Raw genomic sequence first — 16,261 nt, 5'->3', positions numbered from 1 at the left:
AATCGCATCCCGAAAGGCAGTCGCCGATCATGACCGACGTCCGTACCGGCCCGACCTTCTCCATCCAGGAGATTCCGTTCAGTTACCACGGGTCCTGGTTCAGCATCTCGCCGGTGGTGGCAGCGCACACTCAGGCATCAGAGCTGCATCTGGTCTCACACCAGACCGGGATGCATCCGGTGCTTCGACTGACGCCTTCGGTCGACACCACGGTGACGGCCAGCGCGGCGCTGCTGACCTGGCGCCACCGCACCGGCCTGATCGAGGCGACCTACGACGGCCGGAACACCATGCGATTGCGCGGTCGCGGAATCGGCCTGCGGATCGCCGCCGCCCGGGACACCCTCACCCCGTTCAGTGGCACCTACCTCTTCCACGACCCGGTCGATGACTCGTACGTCTTCACCTCGTACGAGACCGGCCGCCGCTACCGGGTCACGTCGCTTCGCGGCGACCCTCGTGCCGTCGGCGTCGAGGCGCTCGGCACTGCCGCGCGGGCGGTGGAGCTGTCGGCCGACCAGCCGTGGGAGGTCGCTGTCGAGGAGTACGAGTCGGCCCGCCGTCGCTATCCGGGCGACCGTGACTTCGATCAGCTCGTCAGGTCGACCACGGCCGAGTTCGCCAGCTTCGTCGACCGGCTGGCACCCTGGCGCAGCTCCGAGACTCCCGCCGCCGAACTGGCCGCGTACGTGCTGTGGTCGGCGACTGTCGCGCCGGGCGGCTTTCTCGCCCGGCCAGCCGTGCTGATGTCCAAGCACTGGATGAACAAGGTGTGGAGCTGGGACCACTGCTTCAACGCCCTGGCCCTCGCCGAGGCGGACGCCGAGCTGGCCTGGCACCAGGTCCAGCTACCCTTCGACCATCAGGACCCGACGGGTGCGTTGCCGGATTCTGTCGCCCACTCCGAGGTGCTGCACAACTACGTCAAGCCGCCGGTGCACGGCTGGGCGCTGCGGCAGCTGCGGCAGCGGCTGTCCCGGCCACTGTCGCGTGACGAGCTTTCCGACATGTACCGGCGGCTCGCCCGCTGGACGACGTTCTGGCTCGACCAACGCCGGGTATCCGGTCATCATCTGCCGCACTACCAGCACGGCAATGACAGCGGATGGGACAACGCGACAACCTTCGACGGCGATCGGACCGTCGAGACACCGGATCTCGCCGCTCTGCTGCTGTTGCAGCTGCGTCAGCTCGCGGACCTGGCCGGGGAGTTGGGGCTGCCCGAGGAGGTGGGTCAGTGGAGCCGCACCGCGAGCCAGATCCGCGCCGAGCTGCTCGGCACACTCTGGGACGGCCAGCGGTTCGTGGCCCGGAGCGCCAGGACCGGTCAGCTGAGGTCGAGCACCAGTCTGCTCGACCTCATGCCCATCGTGCTCGGCGCCGACCTGCCCGCCGATGTGAGCGCCGGGCTCGCCGGTGGTCTCAAGCGCCATCTGACCGCACACGGCCTCGCCACGGAGCCGGTCGACTCCCCGCACTACGCGGCCGACGGCTACTGGCGTGGGCCGATCTGGGCGCCTGCCACCGTACTGATCGAGGACGGCCTGCGCCGGGCGGGGCACATCGGGTTCGCCGATGACATCAGCCACCGGTTCCGCGCCCTGTGCGAGAAGTCCGGCTTCGCGGAGAACTTCGACGCCGAGACCGGCGCGGGCCTACGCGACCGCGCCTACACCTGGACCGCCAGCAGCTATCTCATCCTCGCCGCCGCCCACCACCGCCGTCGTCCACCCCACCCACCCCGTTGATCAAGAAGTTTTCGTCGCGCCGCGCGGCCGGGCACGGCGAAAACTTCTTGATCAACGCTGGGGTCGGGGGTCGGGGGTCGGGGCGGTCAGGGGGGAGGGGGTGGGGCGGTGCTGGCTCTCAGTGAGATGGGGGGCTGGTAGAGGTGGTGGCGAGGGGCGGCGGTGGGGGCGGCGATCCGTTCGAGCAGCAGCGCCACGGCTTCGGCCCCCATCTCCAGGGTGGGCACGTCCGCCGCCGACAACGGCGGGCGGAAGTCCTCGGCCCAGTGCGCGGCGGCGACCCCGACCACGGAGAAGTCGCGAGGCACCAGCCGGCCCTCGGCCGCCAGGGCCCGCTGTACGCCGGGCAGGGCGGCCTCGTTGATTGTGGCAACGGCGGTGACCTCCGGACGGGTGGTCAGCAACCGGCTCATGGCGGCCTCGCCAGCGGGCGCGTCATCACCGCAGCACAGGTCGACGCCGGTGAGCCCGCGTTCGGCCACCGCGTGCGAGAACCCGGCCAGGGCGCGGTGCCCGGGTCCGTAGCCGGCGGCCACCAGCTCGGCCGAGCGGTTCACCAGGGCGACGTGCCGGTGCCCCAGGTCGGCCAGATGGTGCACACACCGCGCGATCAGACCCTCGTAGTCCACGTCGACCCAACTGGTGCCGGTCGGCTCGGCGGTGCGGCCGATGGTGACGAAGGGCAGTCGACTCTGCCGCAGCCGGGTCACCCGGTCGTCCTCCAACCGGATCTCCATGAGGATCACGCCGTCCACGCGGCGTCCGGTGACGATCCGCTCGAACGACCGGTCGTGGTCGCCGCCGGAGGGGGAGAGCAGCACGTCCAGGTCGGCGCGGGCGGCGGCTTCGACCACGCTGGCGACGAAGCCGAGCTGCATGTCGGTCAGCCGCTGGCTGGCCGGGGGGATGACCAGGCCGAGGGTGCGGGTGCGGCCCTCCTTCAACGCTCGGGCGTTCGCGTTGGGACGGTAGTCCAACTCGTCGATGACGGCCTGGATCCGTTGCCGGGTCGGTTCCGACACCGCCCGCTTGCCGCTCAACACGTACGACACGGTGCTGCGGGACACGCCCGCGCGGCGGGCGATCTCCCCGATGTTCATCCCGCTCCTCGCAGTCGAATCGATTCACCCAGGTTAAGAGGGGTGCTGGGCAGGGTCAACGCCGCCGTTCAGGCACCCCGGGCCGAGCGTCCGACCCGGTGTTCAGTGCGGGGAGAGGGAGACCGACATCACGCGCTCAGCATGCTCCGGGCCTGAGCGAGTCCACCGACCAGTTCCCGTAGCGCCGCGACGATCGCCGCTTCGAGTTCCGGGCGCAGGCGACTGACCGGCACCGAGACGCTCACCGCGTCGACCGCCGGGCTCGCCAACGGTACGGCCATCGCGAAGCAGCGGATGCCCTCCGCATTCTCCTCCCGGTCGACCGCGTGCCCGGTCGCTCGCACCGTCGCCAGGGCGGCGTGCAGGGCCTCGCGCTCGGTGACCGTGTGCGGCGTGAGGCGGGCCAGCGGCCAGTTCAGCCTCCGGTCGACATCGGTGTCCGGAAGCTCGGCCAGCAGGGCCTTGCCCAGCGCGGTGGCGTGTGCCGGCAGCCGGCGGCCGATCGCGCTGTAGAGCCGCAGGCGGTGTACCGACTCCCGTTTCGCGAGATAGACGACCTGGTCGCCGTCGAGTCGACCGAGGTGTACAGCTTCACCGAAGCGACGGGACAACTCGTCAAGCACGCCGGACAGCAGGCCCACCCGGTCGTCGCCGTCCAGATAGGCGGCACCGACCCGCAGCGCGCGCAGACCGAGTCGAAAGCGGGTGCCGCTCTCATCAGTCTGGACCCAGCCTCGGCCGACAAGCGTGCGCAGCAGGCCGTGCAGGCTGCTCTTCGGGATGGCGAGGGCGCGGGCCAGGTCGCCGAGCGCCCAGGTCTGTGGTTGATCGGCGAGTAGTTCGAGCAGGTCGAGGGTACGTCCAGCCGACTTCACGGGCTGGAAGTCCTCGGGCGCGGTGGGCACAAGGCCAGACTAGCGAAGGGCGTACGCCTCCAGTATGGTCACGTACGTGACCAACGTTCATGGTTCTGAACAACTGCCGGTCGGTCGGGTGCTGCCGGTGGTGGTGCTCGACGACCCGCGGCACGCCGACCCGCTCGGTGACGCCCTGGTCAAGGGTGGTCTGACCGCGGTCGAGGTGACCCTGCGTACCGCCGCCGGGCTGGATGCCATCGCGGCGCTTGCCGCCCGCGGTGACCTGACCGTCGGGGCCGGCACGGTGCTCACCGTCGAGCAGGCCGAGCGGGCGATCGGGGCCGGTGCCCGGTTCGTGGTGACCCCCGGCTTCGCGCCGGCCGTGGTCCGTGCCTGCCAGCAGGCCGGCGTGCCGGTGGTGCCCGGGGCGGCCACCGCCACCGAGATCCAGATGGCCCTCGACGCCGGTCTGAACGTGGTCAAGTTCTTCCCCGCCCAGCAGCTCGGCGGGGCGGCCATGATCAAGGCCCTGGCGGCACCGTTCCGCGACGTCAGGTTCATTCCCACCGGTGGGATCACCGCTGCGGTGATCGCCGACTACCTGGCCCTGCCGGCGGTCCTGGCGGTCGGGGCGAGCTGGATGGTCTCGGCCGACCTGATCGCCGGCGAGCAGTGGGACGAGATCACCGCCCGCACCCGCGAGGCGCTCGCCGCCGCAGGAGGTGCGGTGTGAGCGCGGTGGACCCTCGGCCGAAGGCCGACTGCCGCTACGACCTGGTCTCGCTCGGCGAGGTCATGCTGCGGCTCGACCCCGGTGAGGGTCGGGTCCGCACCGCCCGCCAGTTCCGGGTCTGGGAGGGCGGCGGCGAATACAACGTCGCCCGGGGCCTGCGCCGCTGCTTCGGCCTGCGGACCGCGGTCGTCACCGCGTTCGCCCGCAACGAGGTCGGCCTGCTGCTGGAAGACCTGATCCTCCAGGGCGGCGTCGACACCAGCCTGATCACCTGGCTGCCGTACGACGGGATCGGCCGCGCCGTCCGCAACGGTCTGAACTTCACCGAGCGCGGTTTCGGGGTACGCGGCGCGGTCGGCACCTCCGACCGGGGCCACTCCGCCGCCAGCCAGCTCAAGCCGGACGACGTCGACTGGGACCACCTCTTCGGCACGCTCGGGGTGCGGTGGCTGCACACCGGCGGCATCTACGCCGCCCTGTCGGAGACGGCCGCGCGGACAGCCGAGGCCGCGATGACCGCCGCCCGTCGGCACGGCACCCTCGTCTCGTACGACCTGAACTACCGGCCCAGCCTCTGGAAGGCCGTAGGTGGTCAGGAGCGTGCGCGGGAGGTGAACACCCGGCTCGCCGGTCTGGTGGACGTGATGATCGGCAACGAGGAGGACTTCACCGCCTGCCTGGGCTTCCCGGTGCCCGACACCGACATCCACAGCGGTGCGCTGGACGCCGGCAACTTCAAGGCGATGATCGAGGCGGTCGTCCGGGCGTACCCCAACTTCAAGGTGGTGGCGACCACCCTGCGCGGGGTACGCAGCGCGACCGTGAACGACTGGGGTGCCGTGGCCTGGGCCGGCGGCGCGTTCGCCGAGGCCACCCACCGACCCGGCCTGGAGATCCTGGACCGGGTCGGCGGCGGCGACAGCTTCGCCTCCGGGCTGATCTACGGCCTGCTCGAACGCGACGGCGACCTGGCGCTCGCGGTGGAGTACGGCGCCGCGCACGGCGCGCTGGCGATGACCACTCCGGGCGACACGTCCATGGCCAGCCTGGCCGAGGTGGAAGCGCTGGTGCGAGGGGCCGGCGCCCGCGTGCAACGCTGACCGCGGCGCCGGATCGGTCCGCTCAGGGAAGCAGATCGGTCCGGGCGGCACCGTTGGTCGGGTCGAACGGGTAGGACAGGTGCTGGTGCACCAGCTGCCAGCCGCCGTCGCGTCGGGCGAACACTCGGGTACCGCGCGACCAGCTCTCGATGGTCGCGTCACCGGAGCGGATGACCCGTACCCGGTTCAGGCCCCACGACACGGCGAGATCACCGTCGACCAAGAGCGTCTGGTCGGGCACCTCCCAGCTCACCGCACCGTCGCCCGAGGCGTCGAGGCCGGCCTGGCAGACCTCGCGTACCGCCGGTTCCCCGACGTACCGCAGCGGTGCCTCGTGCTCGTACGACACGACATCGGCGGCGATCGGCTCCATCAGGGCGTCGAGGTCCTTGGCTGCCGTCGCGGCGAACCACCGCTCGTGCAGCTCGTGCAGTTCCCGCTCGTCGGTGGCGGAGTCCCGGTCGGGTGCCGGGTCGAGGGCGAACGAATGATGCTCGTGGGTGACCACCCAACGGTCGTCGTGGCGGCGTAGGCCCAGGGTGAGGCGCAACCGTCGGTCGGGCGCCACGGCCAGGTCCGCCGGCGTGCCGCAGCGCAGCAGGGCGTACGCGAACGCCACCTCGTCGCCGGCGGTGACCTCCAGCGACTCGATGTCGAACGACGCACCCTGATCCTGCCAGCGGAAGAACGGCGGCCACGTCTGCCGGTACGCGTCGAGGCCACGCACTCCCTGCTGCGGCGGCGGCACGTCGAACATCACGATGTCCTCGGCGTGGTCGGCGAGGACCGTGGCGAGGTCCCCCCGGTGTACCGCCCTGGCCCAGCGTTCGATCAGCTCGCGAATCTGTTCCTCGTGGGTCATGCTCGGCTCGGTCCTTCCGGGTCGATCGGGTCTGTCACCCCTACAACCCCGATCGGCACGCGAACTCACCGCCGGGTGGCCAGGTCGTGCTCGAGAAGTCGGGCGGGCAGGCCGAACTCCGGGAACGGTGCGTCGAGGAACGAGACCACCTCGCTGACCCGGCTACCATCCAGCGTCAGCAGATCCAGACCAGCCGGCCGGTAGCCTGCCTGGGCGTCGTCCCAGAGGTACGTGCCGAACGCCAGCTGCCCGTTCGCCGAGGCCGGCAGGAACCGCCAGCGGTGCGACAGCACCGCCTCGGCGAGGAAGCTGCGGATCGCGCTGCGACCCTGGTACCAGACCCGTTGCGGCGGCATCGAGTACCGCGCGTCCTCGGTCAACATCGCCACCAGGGTCTCGACATCACCGGTCTCCCAGGCTGCCGCGTACCGCCGGGCGAGATCACGCCGCGCGGGGTCGTCGAGCGCGCCGAGGGCTCGTTGCTGAGTCCGGTCCGGCAGCCCGCCGGCGAGCACCGCACGGGCCCGCCGCAACGCGCTGTTGACCGCCACGACCGTGGTGTCCAGCAGGTCGGCGACCTCGCGGGCCGGATAACCGAGCACGTCACGCAGCAGCAGGACCGCGCGTTGCCGGGCCGACAGGTGTTGCAGCGCGGCGACGAACGCCAGCTCGACGCTCTCCCGGGCGATCAGCCGAGCTGCCGGGCCCAGGTGGTCGGCCCAGGCCATCAGCCGATCCGGGTACGGCTCCAACCAGGCGATCTCCGTCGTCGGCCTGGTGTCGGCGCGCAGATCGGTGGGCAGCTCCCGCCGACGTCGCCGCCCGATCAGGGTCAACGCCCGGTTCGTCGCGATCCGGTACAGCCAGGGCCGGATCCCGGCATGGTCGTCGAGGCGATCCAGACCGCGCCAGGCCCGATCAAGCGTGTCCTGTACCGCGTCCTCCGCGTCGTGCGGTGAGCCCAGCATCCGGTAGCAGTGCGCCCGCAACTCGTCGCGCAGCGACCCGACCAGAATGCCGAACGCCTCACCGTCACCGGCGCGTGCCGCCGACAGCAGCTCCGCCTCCGACCTTTCCGCCCGGCGCGGTCGCTGCCCGGGCGTCCGATCAGGCTCCACACCGGCACGGTACGCCGCCGAACCGTGATGCGCCGGTCACCTCCACCTGCCGGGCCGGGACCCGGGACGGTTCGACCGTGGGAGGATGCGCCCTATGTTGATCGCTGCTGACCGGAGGCGACCGGTGGACCGGTTCGTCGGACGGGTTGTCAGCACCTCGGATCGTCCGAGGCGGTTGGAGCAAGGGTCGGGCGGCCGATCGTGCGCCCGTTGACCCGACGGCCCGCGTGGCAGCGACGTGGTGACCGGTTTCGACATCCGGCGCAGATGATCACCGTGGGCTTCGCCGGAGCGATCATGGTGGGCACCGGTCTGCTGTCCCTGCCCTGGGCGACGCGATCGGGAAGTCGCACCGAACTGGTGGACGCACTCTTCACGGCCACCTCGGCGGTGTGCGTCACCGGCCTGGTCACCGTCGACACCGGCAGCTACTGGTCCACCTTCGGGCAGGTGGTCATCCTGCTGCTCATTCAGATCGGTGGCCTCGGGATCATGACCCTGGCCACGCTGTTCACCGTGCTGCTGTCGCGTCGGCTCGGGCTACGTGCCCGCTTCCTCGCACAGGCCGAAACCAAGAGTCTCAACCTGGGCGACGTACGCGGCGTGGTGCGTCGCATCGTCGTGTTCAGCCTCGTCAGCGAGGCAGTGGTAGCCACGCTGCTCACCATCCGGTTCGCCACCGCGTACCGTCGCCCGTGGGGAACGGCGCTCTACGAGGGCGTCTTCCACGCCATCTCCGCGTTCAACAACGCGGGCTTCTCCACGTACGCGGACAGCCTGATGGGTTACGTGGCCGACCCTTGGATCACCCTGACCATCACGGCGGCGGTCATCCTCGGTGGGCTGGGATTTCCGGTCGTGTTCGAACTGGTCCGCACCTGGCGTCGCCCGGCGTACTGGTCGGTGACGACCCGGATCACCGTCGCGCTCACCGTCGCGCTGCTGGCGATCGGCACCGTGGTGTTCACTCTCGCCGAGTATGCGAATCCGGGCACATTCGGCCCGCTCGGCGGTCCGCAGAAACTGCTCGCCGGGTTCTTCGCCTCCGCGATGACACGTACCGCCGGTTTCAACAGCGTCGACATCGGTGCGATGCGTCCGGAGAGCCTGCTCGCCAGCGACGTGCTGATGTTCATCGGCGGTGGCAGCGCGGGGACGGCCGGCGGCATCAAGGTCACCACCTTCGGACTGCTCGCCTTCGTGCTGTGGTCCGAGATGCGGGGCGAGACCCAGGTGAACGTGGGCCACCGCCGGATTCCTGCCAGCAACCAGCGTCAGGCTCTCGCGATCGTTCTGCTCAGCGCGGGCACGGTGGCCGTGGCCACCTTCATCCTGCTGGCCATCACCCCGTACCGGCTCGACGCGGTCCTGTTCGAGGCGGTGTCGGCGTTCGGCACCGTCGGCCTGTCCACCGGCATCACCGCTGACCTGCCGCCGCAGGCCGACGTGCTGCTCGTACTGCTGATGTTCGCCGGCCGGATCGGACCGCTCACGTTGGCCTCCGCGCTGGCGCTGCGGGACCGTAACCGGCGTTTCGAACTACCCGAGGAGAGGACGATCGTTGGCTGACATCCGTAACGAGCCGGTCGTCGTGATCGGTCTGGGCCGCTTCGGCAGCGCGCTGGCTCTCGAACTGGCCAAGCGGGGTACCGAGGTGCTCGGCATCGACAACCAGCCGAAGACCGTGCAGAGCCTCGTCGGGCAGCTTCCGCACGTGATCACCGCGGACTCGACCGACATCGAGGCGTTGCGGCAACTCGGTGTCGGCGACTTCCACCGGGCGGTGGTCGCGATCGGCACCGACATCCAGGCCAGCATCCTGACCACCAGCCTGCTCTCGGAGCTCGGCATCCCCGACATCTGGGCCAAGGCCGTCAGCGGCCAGCATCGCAACATCCTGACTCGCGTCGGCGCCCATCACGTCATCGCGCCCGAGCACGACATGGGTGAACGCACCGCCCATCTGCTCACCGGCCGCATTCTCGACTACGTGGAGGTGGACGCGGACTTCGCGGTCATCAAGACCAAGCCGCCGCACGACGTGGTCGGCATGCCGCTGCGTGAGTCCCGGCTGCGCAGCCGGTGGGGGGTGACCGTGGTGGCGGTGAAGCCGGAGGCGGCCGTGGGCGGGCGACGGCCGGGTTTCACCCACGCGACCCCCGACACTGTGCTGAGCTACGGAGACCTGATCCTGGTGGTCGGCCCGGTCGACAACGTCGAGAGATTCGCCGCTGCGGAGTGAGCGGGCCTGACCGTGACGGCGGTCCGGCTTCTCGGCTGCGTCCACCGCCCGGCGACCGGCCGGCCTGTCGCGGAGGATTGTCGGACTTGACGGCTATCCTCACGCGTCGTGACCGCACAGCTGAACGAGATGCCGCCCGACCTGCTGGAGTTGTTCGTGGACGCCGCTGCGCGTCCCCGGACGTTGTCCGTGCCGCTGCCGCCCGGCCGGACGGTCCGTGGCGACGGGGGTGACGCGGACCGGCCCACGCTGTGGCTGAGCGACGACCCGGCTCCGGCCGGGCTGTGGTCGCGGTTGCACGCGGCGCACGCGCAGTCGGGGTTGTGGCCGTTGCTGCTGGACGGCTACGACGGTGAGCCGACGCGGCCCTGGGAGGACGGCGAGTTCTGGCCCGAGCGCGGCTCGTCGCCGGCCGAGCACGATCCGGAGCGGCTGCTCGCCGATTGGTGGGCCGGCCAGACGGCTCCCTACGACGGTGACGACCAGCTGTCCAACGAGCGGCGGGTCGCCGTGACCGCCCCGTACGGACTGGACTGGCCGGGGCTGGCACCGCCCGGCGAGCCGTGGACGACGCCGGAGCGGCACGCGGACCACTGGGCCGAGCAGCTGTCGCTGGCCCAACCGGCGATGCGCCTGGGCCTGGTCCCCGCCGAGCGAGGCAGCGACGCCCTGGCCGTCCTTGGCTGGCTGGGCGCGGTCAACCACACAAACGATCCCGGGCTGCTGTCGGCCGTGCTGCGCAGCTGGGAGGACCGGTTCGGTGTCCGGGTGATCGGGGTCGGCTTCGCCGAGCTGTATCTGAGCGTCGCCGCGCCTCCGGAGGAGACCACGGAGGCGTTGCGGGTGGCGGCAGAGCATTTCGCCTTCTGCCCCGACAACGTCTGGCAGGGGCAGCGGCCGTGCACCCTGGCCGCCTACGCCGAACGTATCGTCGACGCGCCGACCTGGGCGTTCTGGTGGGACTGACCCGGGTGGTCCTCAGTGGGCGGGGTCGCCCTGACCGGGCAGGGTGAGCGTCACCAGAAAGGCCGCGTGGTCGGTGGTCCGTTCCATGCTTACCGACCTGGTCGCCTCGATCCGCAGGTCCGCCGTGGCCATGAACTGCTGCACCCCGCCGTCGTGCCGGTGGCGGTAGTCCTCCGGTACGCAGGACCGCACGTCGGGCGTGCCACCCTGCCGCAGGTTGAGGTCGCCGCTGACCACCGTGGGCCGGTAGCGACCGTCGGCGTGCAACTGCGGGATCGCCGTGCCGACCAGGTGCGCGCACTGGGCGAGAGCCAGGGTCGAGCTGGTGTACGCCAGGTGGGTGGTGCAGGCGAAGAAGAGGGTGCGGGCCTCGACGCAGAGCCAGGCCCGCTGTTCGGGGTCGGCCGGGTCCTGTGCCGGGTAGATCCCGGCGTGCACCTCGTGGTCGCCGGCGGGTGCCGCGATGTGCGTCAGCACCCCGACGCCGTACTGCTGCCCGTTGACGCAGCGGTACGGCTCGCCGGTGCGGCCGTTTCGCGCCGGCTGGAAGGCGGCCACCACCGTGCCGTCGTGCACCTCCGTCATCACTCGTTCCAGGGTGTCCACGTCGCCGGAGCAGATCTCGTTGAGGGTGACGATGTCGGGGGCCTCGGCCCGGATCACCTCGGCGGCCCGGGCCACCGAGCGGCCGGTGTAGCAGCCCGTCGCCATGCCGCTGTTGCACAGGTTCAGCTGGAGCACCCGCAGCGGTGCCGGTGCGACAGGTGCGACGACCGAGCAGCCGGCCAGCAGCACGGCGACCGAGACCAGGGCGACGGCGGCCACCAGTGGCCGCGGAACTGTCGGACGAGAAACCATGCACCAGCCCTGGGCTCGCGGAGGGGCTGAAAGTGTATCCGTACCGGCGGGCGGCGGGCGGCGGTCCGGGGGTCCGGGGGTCAGGTCCGCAACGGGTACGGGATGAAGGTGCTGCGGTTCTCGTCCACGTCCAGTTGTCGGCTGATCGGCGGGGCGGCCCGCTGCGGGCAGGTCATCCGCTCGCAGGTCTTGCAGCCCGGCCCGATCGGGGTCGCCGCCTCGGCCGCGTGCAGGTCCATTCCGGTGGAGTAGACCAGCCGGCTGGCGTGCCGCACCTCGCAGCCCAGCCCGATGGCGTACACCTTGCCGGGTTGGCCGTAGCCGCCGTGGTGGCGGGTGATGGTGCGGGCGATCCACAGATAGCGCTGCCCGTCCGGCATCGCGGCGACCTGGGTCACCACCCGCCCCGGCGCGCCGAACGCCTCGTACACCGTCCACAGCGGACAGGTGCCGCCGGTACGCGAGAACGGGAAGCCGGTGGCCGACTGGCGTTTCGACATGTTGCCGGCCCGGTCGACCCGGACGAAGGAGAACGGCACGCCACGCGCCCGGGGCCGCTGCAAGGTGCTGAGCCGGTGGCAGACCGTCTCCCAGCCCATCGCGTAGTGCTGGGTGAGCAGGTCGATGTCGTACCGACGCTGCTCGGCGGCGGCCAGGAAGTGTTCGTACGGCAGGATCAGCGCCGCCGCGAAGTAGTTGGCCAGGCCGACCCGGGTGAGAATCTGGGTCTGCACGTCGTCGAACTCCTCCGACTCGACGATCTCGTCGATGACGTCGGCGAACTCCAGCAGCGCGATCTGCGCCGCCATCCGCATCGCCTCCTGCCCGGCGCGCAGCGACGTCGACAGGTGCAGGGTGCGGGTCTGCGGGCGGTACCGGTGCAGCTCACCGCCGAGTGCGGCGGCGTCCTCGCGGGTGACGTGTACGCCGTGCCGCTGCGCGAGCCGGTCGCGGAGCAGGGCGCGGACCTCGCCGCGACGCAGCGCCATCCGCCCGGCCAGCCGCTCGGCCTCCTCGTCGAGATCCGGTACGTAGTTCTGCCGCCGGTAGAAGAACTCGGTGACCTGGTCGTGCGGGCTGCGACCGATCCGCTCGCGGTCGCCGACCAGCTCGGCGAGCTGCTCGTCGGCCTGCTGGTAGCGACGGTGCAGCTCGATGACCGCCGCGGCGACCTCCGGCAGCCGGTTGGCCAGTTCGGTGAGTTCGGTCAGCCCGGCGCGCCCGGGCAGGGCCTCGCGCAGCCCGGCGACCAGCCGAGGGGTGTCGTGCGCGGCGAACACGGTCGGGTCGACGCCGAACAGTTCGGTGATGCGCAACAGCACCGGGACGGTCAGCGGCCGGCTGTCGTGCTCGATCTGGTTGAGATAGCTGGGGGAGATGCTGAGGTGTCGGGCCAGCTCCGTCTGACTCAGCCCACGCTCCTCGCGCATCCGGCGTAGCCGGGCCCCGGCGAAGGTCCTGGCGACGGCCCTCACCTCCCTGATCCGGCAGTCTGATCCGGCCACATTAGCACTGCTGCGAATAGGCGCTTTCACAACTTCGCAGAATCGCCCTTCGACTTTTCAATAATTGGCTTTTTCCGTCCCTCGACCACCTCTGGCGTGCCGTGTGACCGTGGGCGACACACCCGGCGACCCGGCGTCTCGCGCAGCGTCACCAGGTGACGACGGAATTCGAAGGGAATGAGCGACGATGGTTACCGCGGTCGAGCAGTTGCAGCACGAATGGGACACCAACCCTCGCTGGCGGGGTGTGCGACGCAGCTATCGCGCTGAGGACGTGGTGCGGTTGCGTGGCGCGATCCAGGAGGAACACACCCTGGCCCGACACGGCGCGAACCGGCTGTGGCGGTTGCTGAACAGCGAGGACTACATCCACGCCCTCGGCGCCCTCACCGGCAACCAGGCCGTGCAGATGGTCCGGGCCGGGCTCAAGGCGATCTACCTCTCCGGCTGGCAGGTGGCCGCCGACGCGAACCTGGCCGGGCACACCTACCCCGACCAGAGCCTCTACCCGGCCAACTCGGTGCCTGCGGTGGTGCGTCGGATCAACAACGCCCTGCTGCGCGCCGCCCAGATCACCACCGCCGAGGGCGACCCCTCCGGCATCGACTGGCTGGCGCCGATCGTCGCCGACGCCGAGGCCGGCTTCGGCGGTGTGCTCAACGCGTACGAGCTGATGAACGCGATGATCGCGGCCGGGGCCGCCGGGGTGCACTGGGAGGACCAGCTCGCCAGCGAGAAGAAGTGCGGTCACCTCGGCGGGAAGGTGCTCATCCCCACCGGCCAGCACATCCGCACCCTGGAAGCGGCGCGGTTGGCCGCCGACGTGGCGGGCGTGCCGTCGGTGGTCATCGCTCGCACCGACGCCCAGGCCGCCACGCTGCTCACCACCGACGTCGACGAGCGGGACCAGCCGTTCGTCACCGGCGAGCGCACCGCGGAGGGCTTCTACCGGGTCCGCAACGGCGTCGAGCCGTGCATCGCCCGTGGCCTGGCGTACGCGCCGCACGCCGACCTGCTCTGGATGGAGACCAGCACGCCGGACCTGGAGGTCGCCCGGCGCTTCGCCGAGGCGATCAAGGAGGAGCACCCGGACCAGCTGCTCGCCTACAACTGCTCGCCGTCGTTCAACTGGCGCAAGCACCTCGACGACGCGACCATCGCCAAGTTCCAGCGGGAACTCGGTCACATGGGATACAAGTTCCAGTTCATCACCCTGGCCGGCTTCCACGCCCTCAACTACTCGATGTTCGACCTGGCCCGGGGCTACGCGGCCGACGGCATGTCGGCGTACGTTTCGCTCCAGGAACGGGAGTTCGCGGCCGAGTCGGCCGGCTACACCGCGGTCAAGCACCAGCGCGAGGTGGGTACCGGTTACTTCGACCTGATCAGCACGGTGCTCAACCCGGCCGCCGAGACCACCGCGCTGCGTGGCTCCACGGAGGAGGAGCAGTTCGCATGAGATACGAGATCATCGGCCCGATGGCCGAACGCTTCGACGAGGTCCTCACCGGCGAGGCGCTGGATTTCCTGGTCGCGCTGGACAGCGAGTTCGCCGCCCGCCGGGTGGCCCTGCTGGACACCCGCCGCGCCCGCCGCGACCGCTACGCCACTGGTCAGCTGCCCGACTTCCTGCCGGAGACCGCCGCTGTCCGCGACGATCCGACCTGGCAGGTGGCGTCGCCCGCGCCCGGTCTGGAGGACCGGCGGGTCGAGATCACCGGGCCGCCGGACCGCAAGATGACCATCAACGCGCTGAACTCCGGCGCCAAGGTGTGGCTCGCCGACTTCGAGGACGCCACCGCCCCGACCTGGCACAACGTCATCGGTGGTCAACTCAACCTGATCGACGCCCTGGACCGCCGGATCGACTTCACCGACGCGCGTGGCAAGCGGTACGCGCTCGGCGACGAGTTGGCCACGATCGTGGTCCGGCCGCGCGGCTGGCACCTGGTGGAGAAGGGGATCGTGGTCGACGGACGGCCGATCTCGGCCAGCCTGGTCGACTTCGGCCTGTACCTGTTCCACTGCGCCCAGCGGCAACTCGACGCCGGGAAAGGCCCGTACTTCTACCTGCCGAAGCTGGAGAGCCACCGCGAGGCGCGGCTGTGGAACGACATCTTCGTCTTCGCCCAGCGCTACCTCGGGTTGCCGCAGGGCACCATCCGGGCAACCACGCTGATCGAGACGATCACCGCCGCGTTCGAGATGGAGGAGATCCTCTACGAGCTGCGTGAGCACTCGGCGGGCCTGAACGCCGGCCGTTGGGACTACATCTTCAGCATCATCAAGAACTTCGGACACTGGCCGGACTTCGTCCTGCCGGACCGCGCCGCGGTGACGATGACCGTGCCGTTCATGCGTGCGTACACCGAACTGCTGGTGCGCACCTGCCACCGGCGTGGCGCGCACGCGATCGGCGGGATGGCCGCCTTCGTCCCGGCCCGGGACCCGCAGGTCAACGAGGACGCGTTGCGCAAGGTGCGGGCGGACAAGCAGCGCGAGGCCGGCGACGGCTTCGACGGTTCCTGGGTGGCCCATCCCGGTCTGGTGGCCACCTGCCGGGAGGTCTTCGACGGGGTGCTGGGCGAGCGTCCGAACCAGCTCGACCGACGCCGCGACGAAGTGACGGTCACCGCCGCCGAGCTGCTCTCGGTGGACAAGACACCGGGACAGGTCACCGAGGCGGGAGTACGGGCCAACGTCGCGGTGGCGCTGCGCTACATCGACGCCTGGCTCGGCGGTACGGGCGCGGTGGCGCTGTGGAATCTGATGGAGGACGCCGCCACCGCCGAGATCGCCCGCTGCCAGCTGTGGCAGTGGCTGCACCACGGCACCCCGCTGGTCGGCGGGGGATCGGTCACCGAGGAACTGGTCCGCTCGATGCTCGCCGCGGAACTGGCCACGCTGACCGAGGGGCGCGAGGGCGTAGAGCGGGAACGCGCCGAGCAGGCCGCGCGGATCGTCGAGGAGACCGCGCTCGCCGAGGACCTGCCGTCGTTCTTCACCACCAGCGCGTACGCCCGGCACCTGCGACCCACCCGGGAGCCGGCCCTGGCCGCCGCCTAGGTCCTGGATCGCGGTCCCTGGTCGGCTCTGGCCCGACCAGGGACCGCGGCGGACGTCCGGCACGGCGAACCAACCGTGGTGGCCGTCACCCTCCGTACCCGCCGCC

The 16,261-nt window shown here is 70.7% G+C and carries 14 protein-coding genes; 8 read left to right on the top strand and 6 right to left on the bottom strand.

The genetic code is table 11. The features are described from left to right. Positions 1 to 29: 29 nt before the first annotated feature. A complete protein-coding gene (locus KBX50_RS11540) occupies positions 30 to 1,748 on the top strand; it encodes an amylo-alpha-1,6-glucosidase (protein WP_210936983.1) in 1,719 nt (572 codons plus the stop codon). Positions 1,749 to 1,834: 86 nt separating this feature from the next. Here the strand turns inward: KBX50_RS11540 and KBX50_RS11535 are convergent, their stop codons facing one another. Together KBX50_RS11535 and KBX50_RS33560 are read right to left on the bottom strand one after the other, a co-directional pair. Next, positions 1,835 to 2,848: a LacI family DNA-binding transcriptional regulator gene (locus tag KBX50_RS11535; RefSeq protein WP_093402148.1), complete on the bottom strand. Its 1,014-nt coding sequence runs from the start codon at positions 2,846 to 2,848 to the stop codon at positions 1,835 to 1,837. Positions 2,849 to 2,976: 128 nt separating this feature from the next. Beyond that, positions 2,977 to 3,753 carry an IclR family transcriptional regulator gene (locus KBX50_RS33560; RefSeq protein WP_210936981.1) on the bottom strand — a complete coding sequence of 259 codons (777 nt, stop codon included), beginning with the start codon at positions 3,751 to 3,753 and terminating at the stop codon, positions 2,977 to 2,979. Positions 3,754 to 3,799: 46 nt separating this feature from the next. Here KBX50_RS33560 and eda point away from each other — a divergent pair, with 46 nt between their 5' ends. Then, complete coding sequence (gene eda / locus KBX50_RS11525) at positions 3,800 to 4,438, top strand: bifunctional 4-hydroxy-2-oxoglutarate aldolase/2-dehydro-3-deoxy-phosphogluconate aldolase (protein ID WP_307870920.1); 639 nt, start codon at positions 3,800 to 3,802, stop codon at positions 4,436 to 4,438. Next, the gene (locus tag KBX50_RS11520; RefSeq protein ID WP_210936977.1) at positions 4,435 to 5,538 is read left to right on the top strand and encodes a sugar kinase; all 1,104 of its coding nucleotides are present in this window, start codon (positions 4,435 to 4,437) and stop codon (positions 5,536 to 5,538) included. The genes eda and KBX50_RS11520 overlap by 4 nt, the downstream gene beginning before the upstream one ends. A 22-nt stretch (positions 5,539 to 5,560) precedes the next feature. Here the strand turns inward: KBX50_RS11520 and KBX50_RS11515 are convergent, their stop codons facing one another. After that, positions 5,561 to 6,400, bottom strand: a complete 840-nt coding sequence (locus KBX50_RS11515; protein WP_210936975.1) for an SgcJ/EcaC family oxidoreductase — start codon at positions 6,398 to 6,400, stop codon at positions 5,561 to 5,563. A 65-nt stretch (positions 6,401 to 6,465) separates the two neighbouring features. Then, entirely contained in the window at positions 6,466 to 7,455 is a 990-nt protein-coding gene (locus KBX50_RS11510; protein ID WP_247673536.1) for a sigma-70 family RNA polymerase sigma factor, read from the bottom strand. 330 nt (positions 7,456 to 7,785) lie between these two features. On the opposite strand from KBX50_RS11510, the gene KBX50_RS11505 reads away from it, so the two are divergent. From KBX50_RS11505 to KBX50_RS33555, 3 genes are all read left to right on the top strand, one after another. Continuing rightward, positions 7,786 to 9,087, top strand: coding sequence for a TrkH family potassium uptake protein (locus tag KBX50_RS11505; protein ID WP_210936971.1), 1,302 nt, complete (start codon positions 7,786 to 7,788; stop codon positions 9,085 to 9,087). Continuing rightward, positions 9,080 to 9,760 (top strand): TrkA family potassium uptake protein, encoded by a 681-nt coding sequence (locus tag KBX50_RS11500; RefSeq protein ID WP_210936969.1) that lies wholly within the window; start codon positions 9,080 to 9,082, stop codon positions 9,758 to 9,760. The genes KBX50_RS11505 and KBX50_RS11500 overlap by 8 nt, the downstream gene beginning before the upstream one ends. Before the next feature lie 108 nt (positions 9,761 to 9,868). After that, complete coding sequence (locus KBX50_RS33555; RefSeq protein ID WP_210936967.1) at positions 9,869 to 10,726, top strand: DUF4253 domain-containing protein; 858 nt, start codon at positions 9,869 to 9,871, stop codon at positions 10,724 to 10,726. Positions 10,727 to 10,738: 12 nt separating this feature from the next. On the opposite strand, the gene KBX50_RS11490 is transcribed toward KBX50_RS33555, so the two are convergent. Both KBX50_RS11490 and KBX50_RS33550 read right to left on the bottom strand, forming a co-directional pair. Further along, the gene (locus KBX50_RS11490; protein WP_307870919.1) at positions 10,739 to 11,551 is read right to left on the bottom strand and encodes an endonuclease/exonuclease/phosphatase family protein; all 813 of its coding nucleotides are present in this window, start codon (positions 11,549 to 11,551) and stop codon (positions 10,739 to 10,741) included. A 113-nt stretch (positions 11,552 to 11,664) separates the two neighbouring features. Continuing rightward, positions 11,665 to 13,059: a short-chain fatty acyl-CoA regulator family protein gene (locus KBX50_RS33550; RefSeq protein ID WP_093402156.1), complete on the bottom strand. Its 1,395-nt coding sequence runs from the start codon at positions 13,057 to 13,059 to the stop codon at positions 11,665 to 11,667. 217 nt (positions 13,060 to 13,276) lie between these two features. Here KBX50_RS33550 and aceA point away from each other — a divergent pair, with 217 nt between their 5' ends. Beyond that, the gene (aceA, locus tag KBX50_RS11480) at positions 13,277 to 14,548 is read left to right on the top strand and encodes an isocitrate lyase (RefSeq protein ID WP_210936965.1); all 1,272 of its coding nucleotides are present in this window, start codon (positions 13,277 to 13,279) and stop codon (positions 14,546 to 14,548) included. After that, positions 14,545 to 16,155 (top strand): malate synthase A, encoded by a 1,611-nt coding sequence (gene aceB, locus KBX50_RS11475; protein ID WP_210936963.1) that lies wholly within the window; start codon positions 14,545 to 14,547, stop codon positions 16,153 to 16,155. Before aceA ends, aceB begins: the two co-directional genes overlap by 4 nt. Positions 16,156 to 16,261: the final 106 nt, after the last annotated feature.

This window comes from Micromonospora sp. C51, from assembly GCF_018070435.1.
Taxonomy (GTDB): Bacteria; Actinomycetota; Actinomycetes; order Mycobacteriales; family Micromonosporaceae; genus Micromonospora; species Micromonospora sediminimaris.
This window is presented reverse-complemented; position numbering and strand designations above follow the sequence as displayed.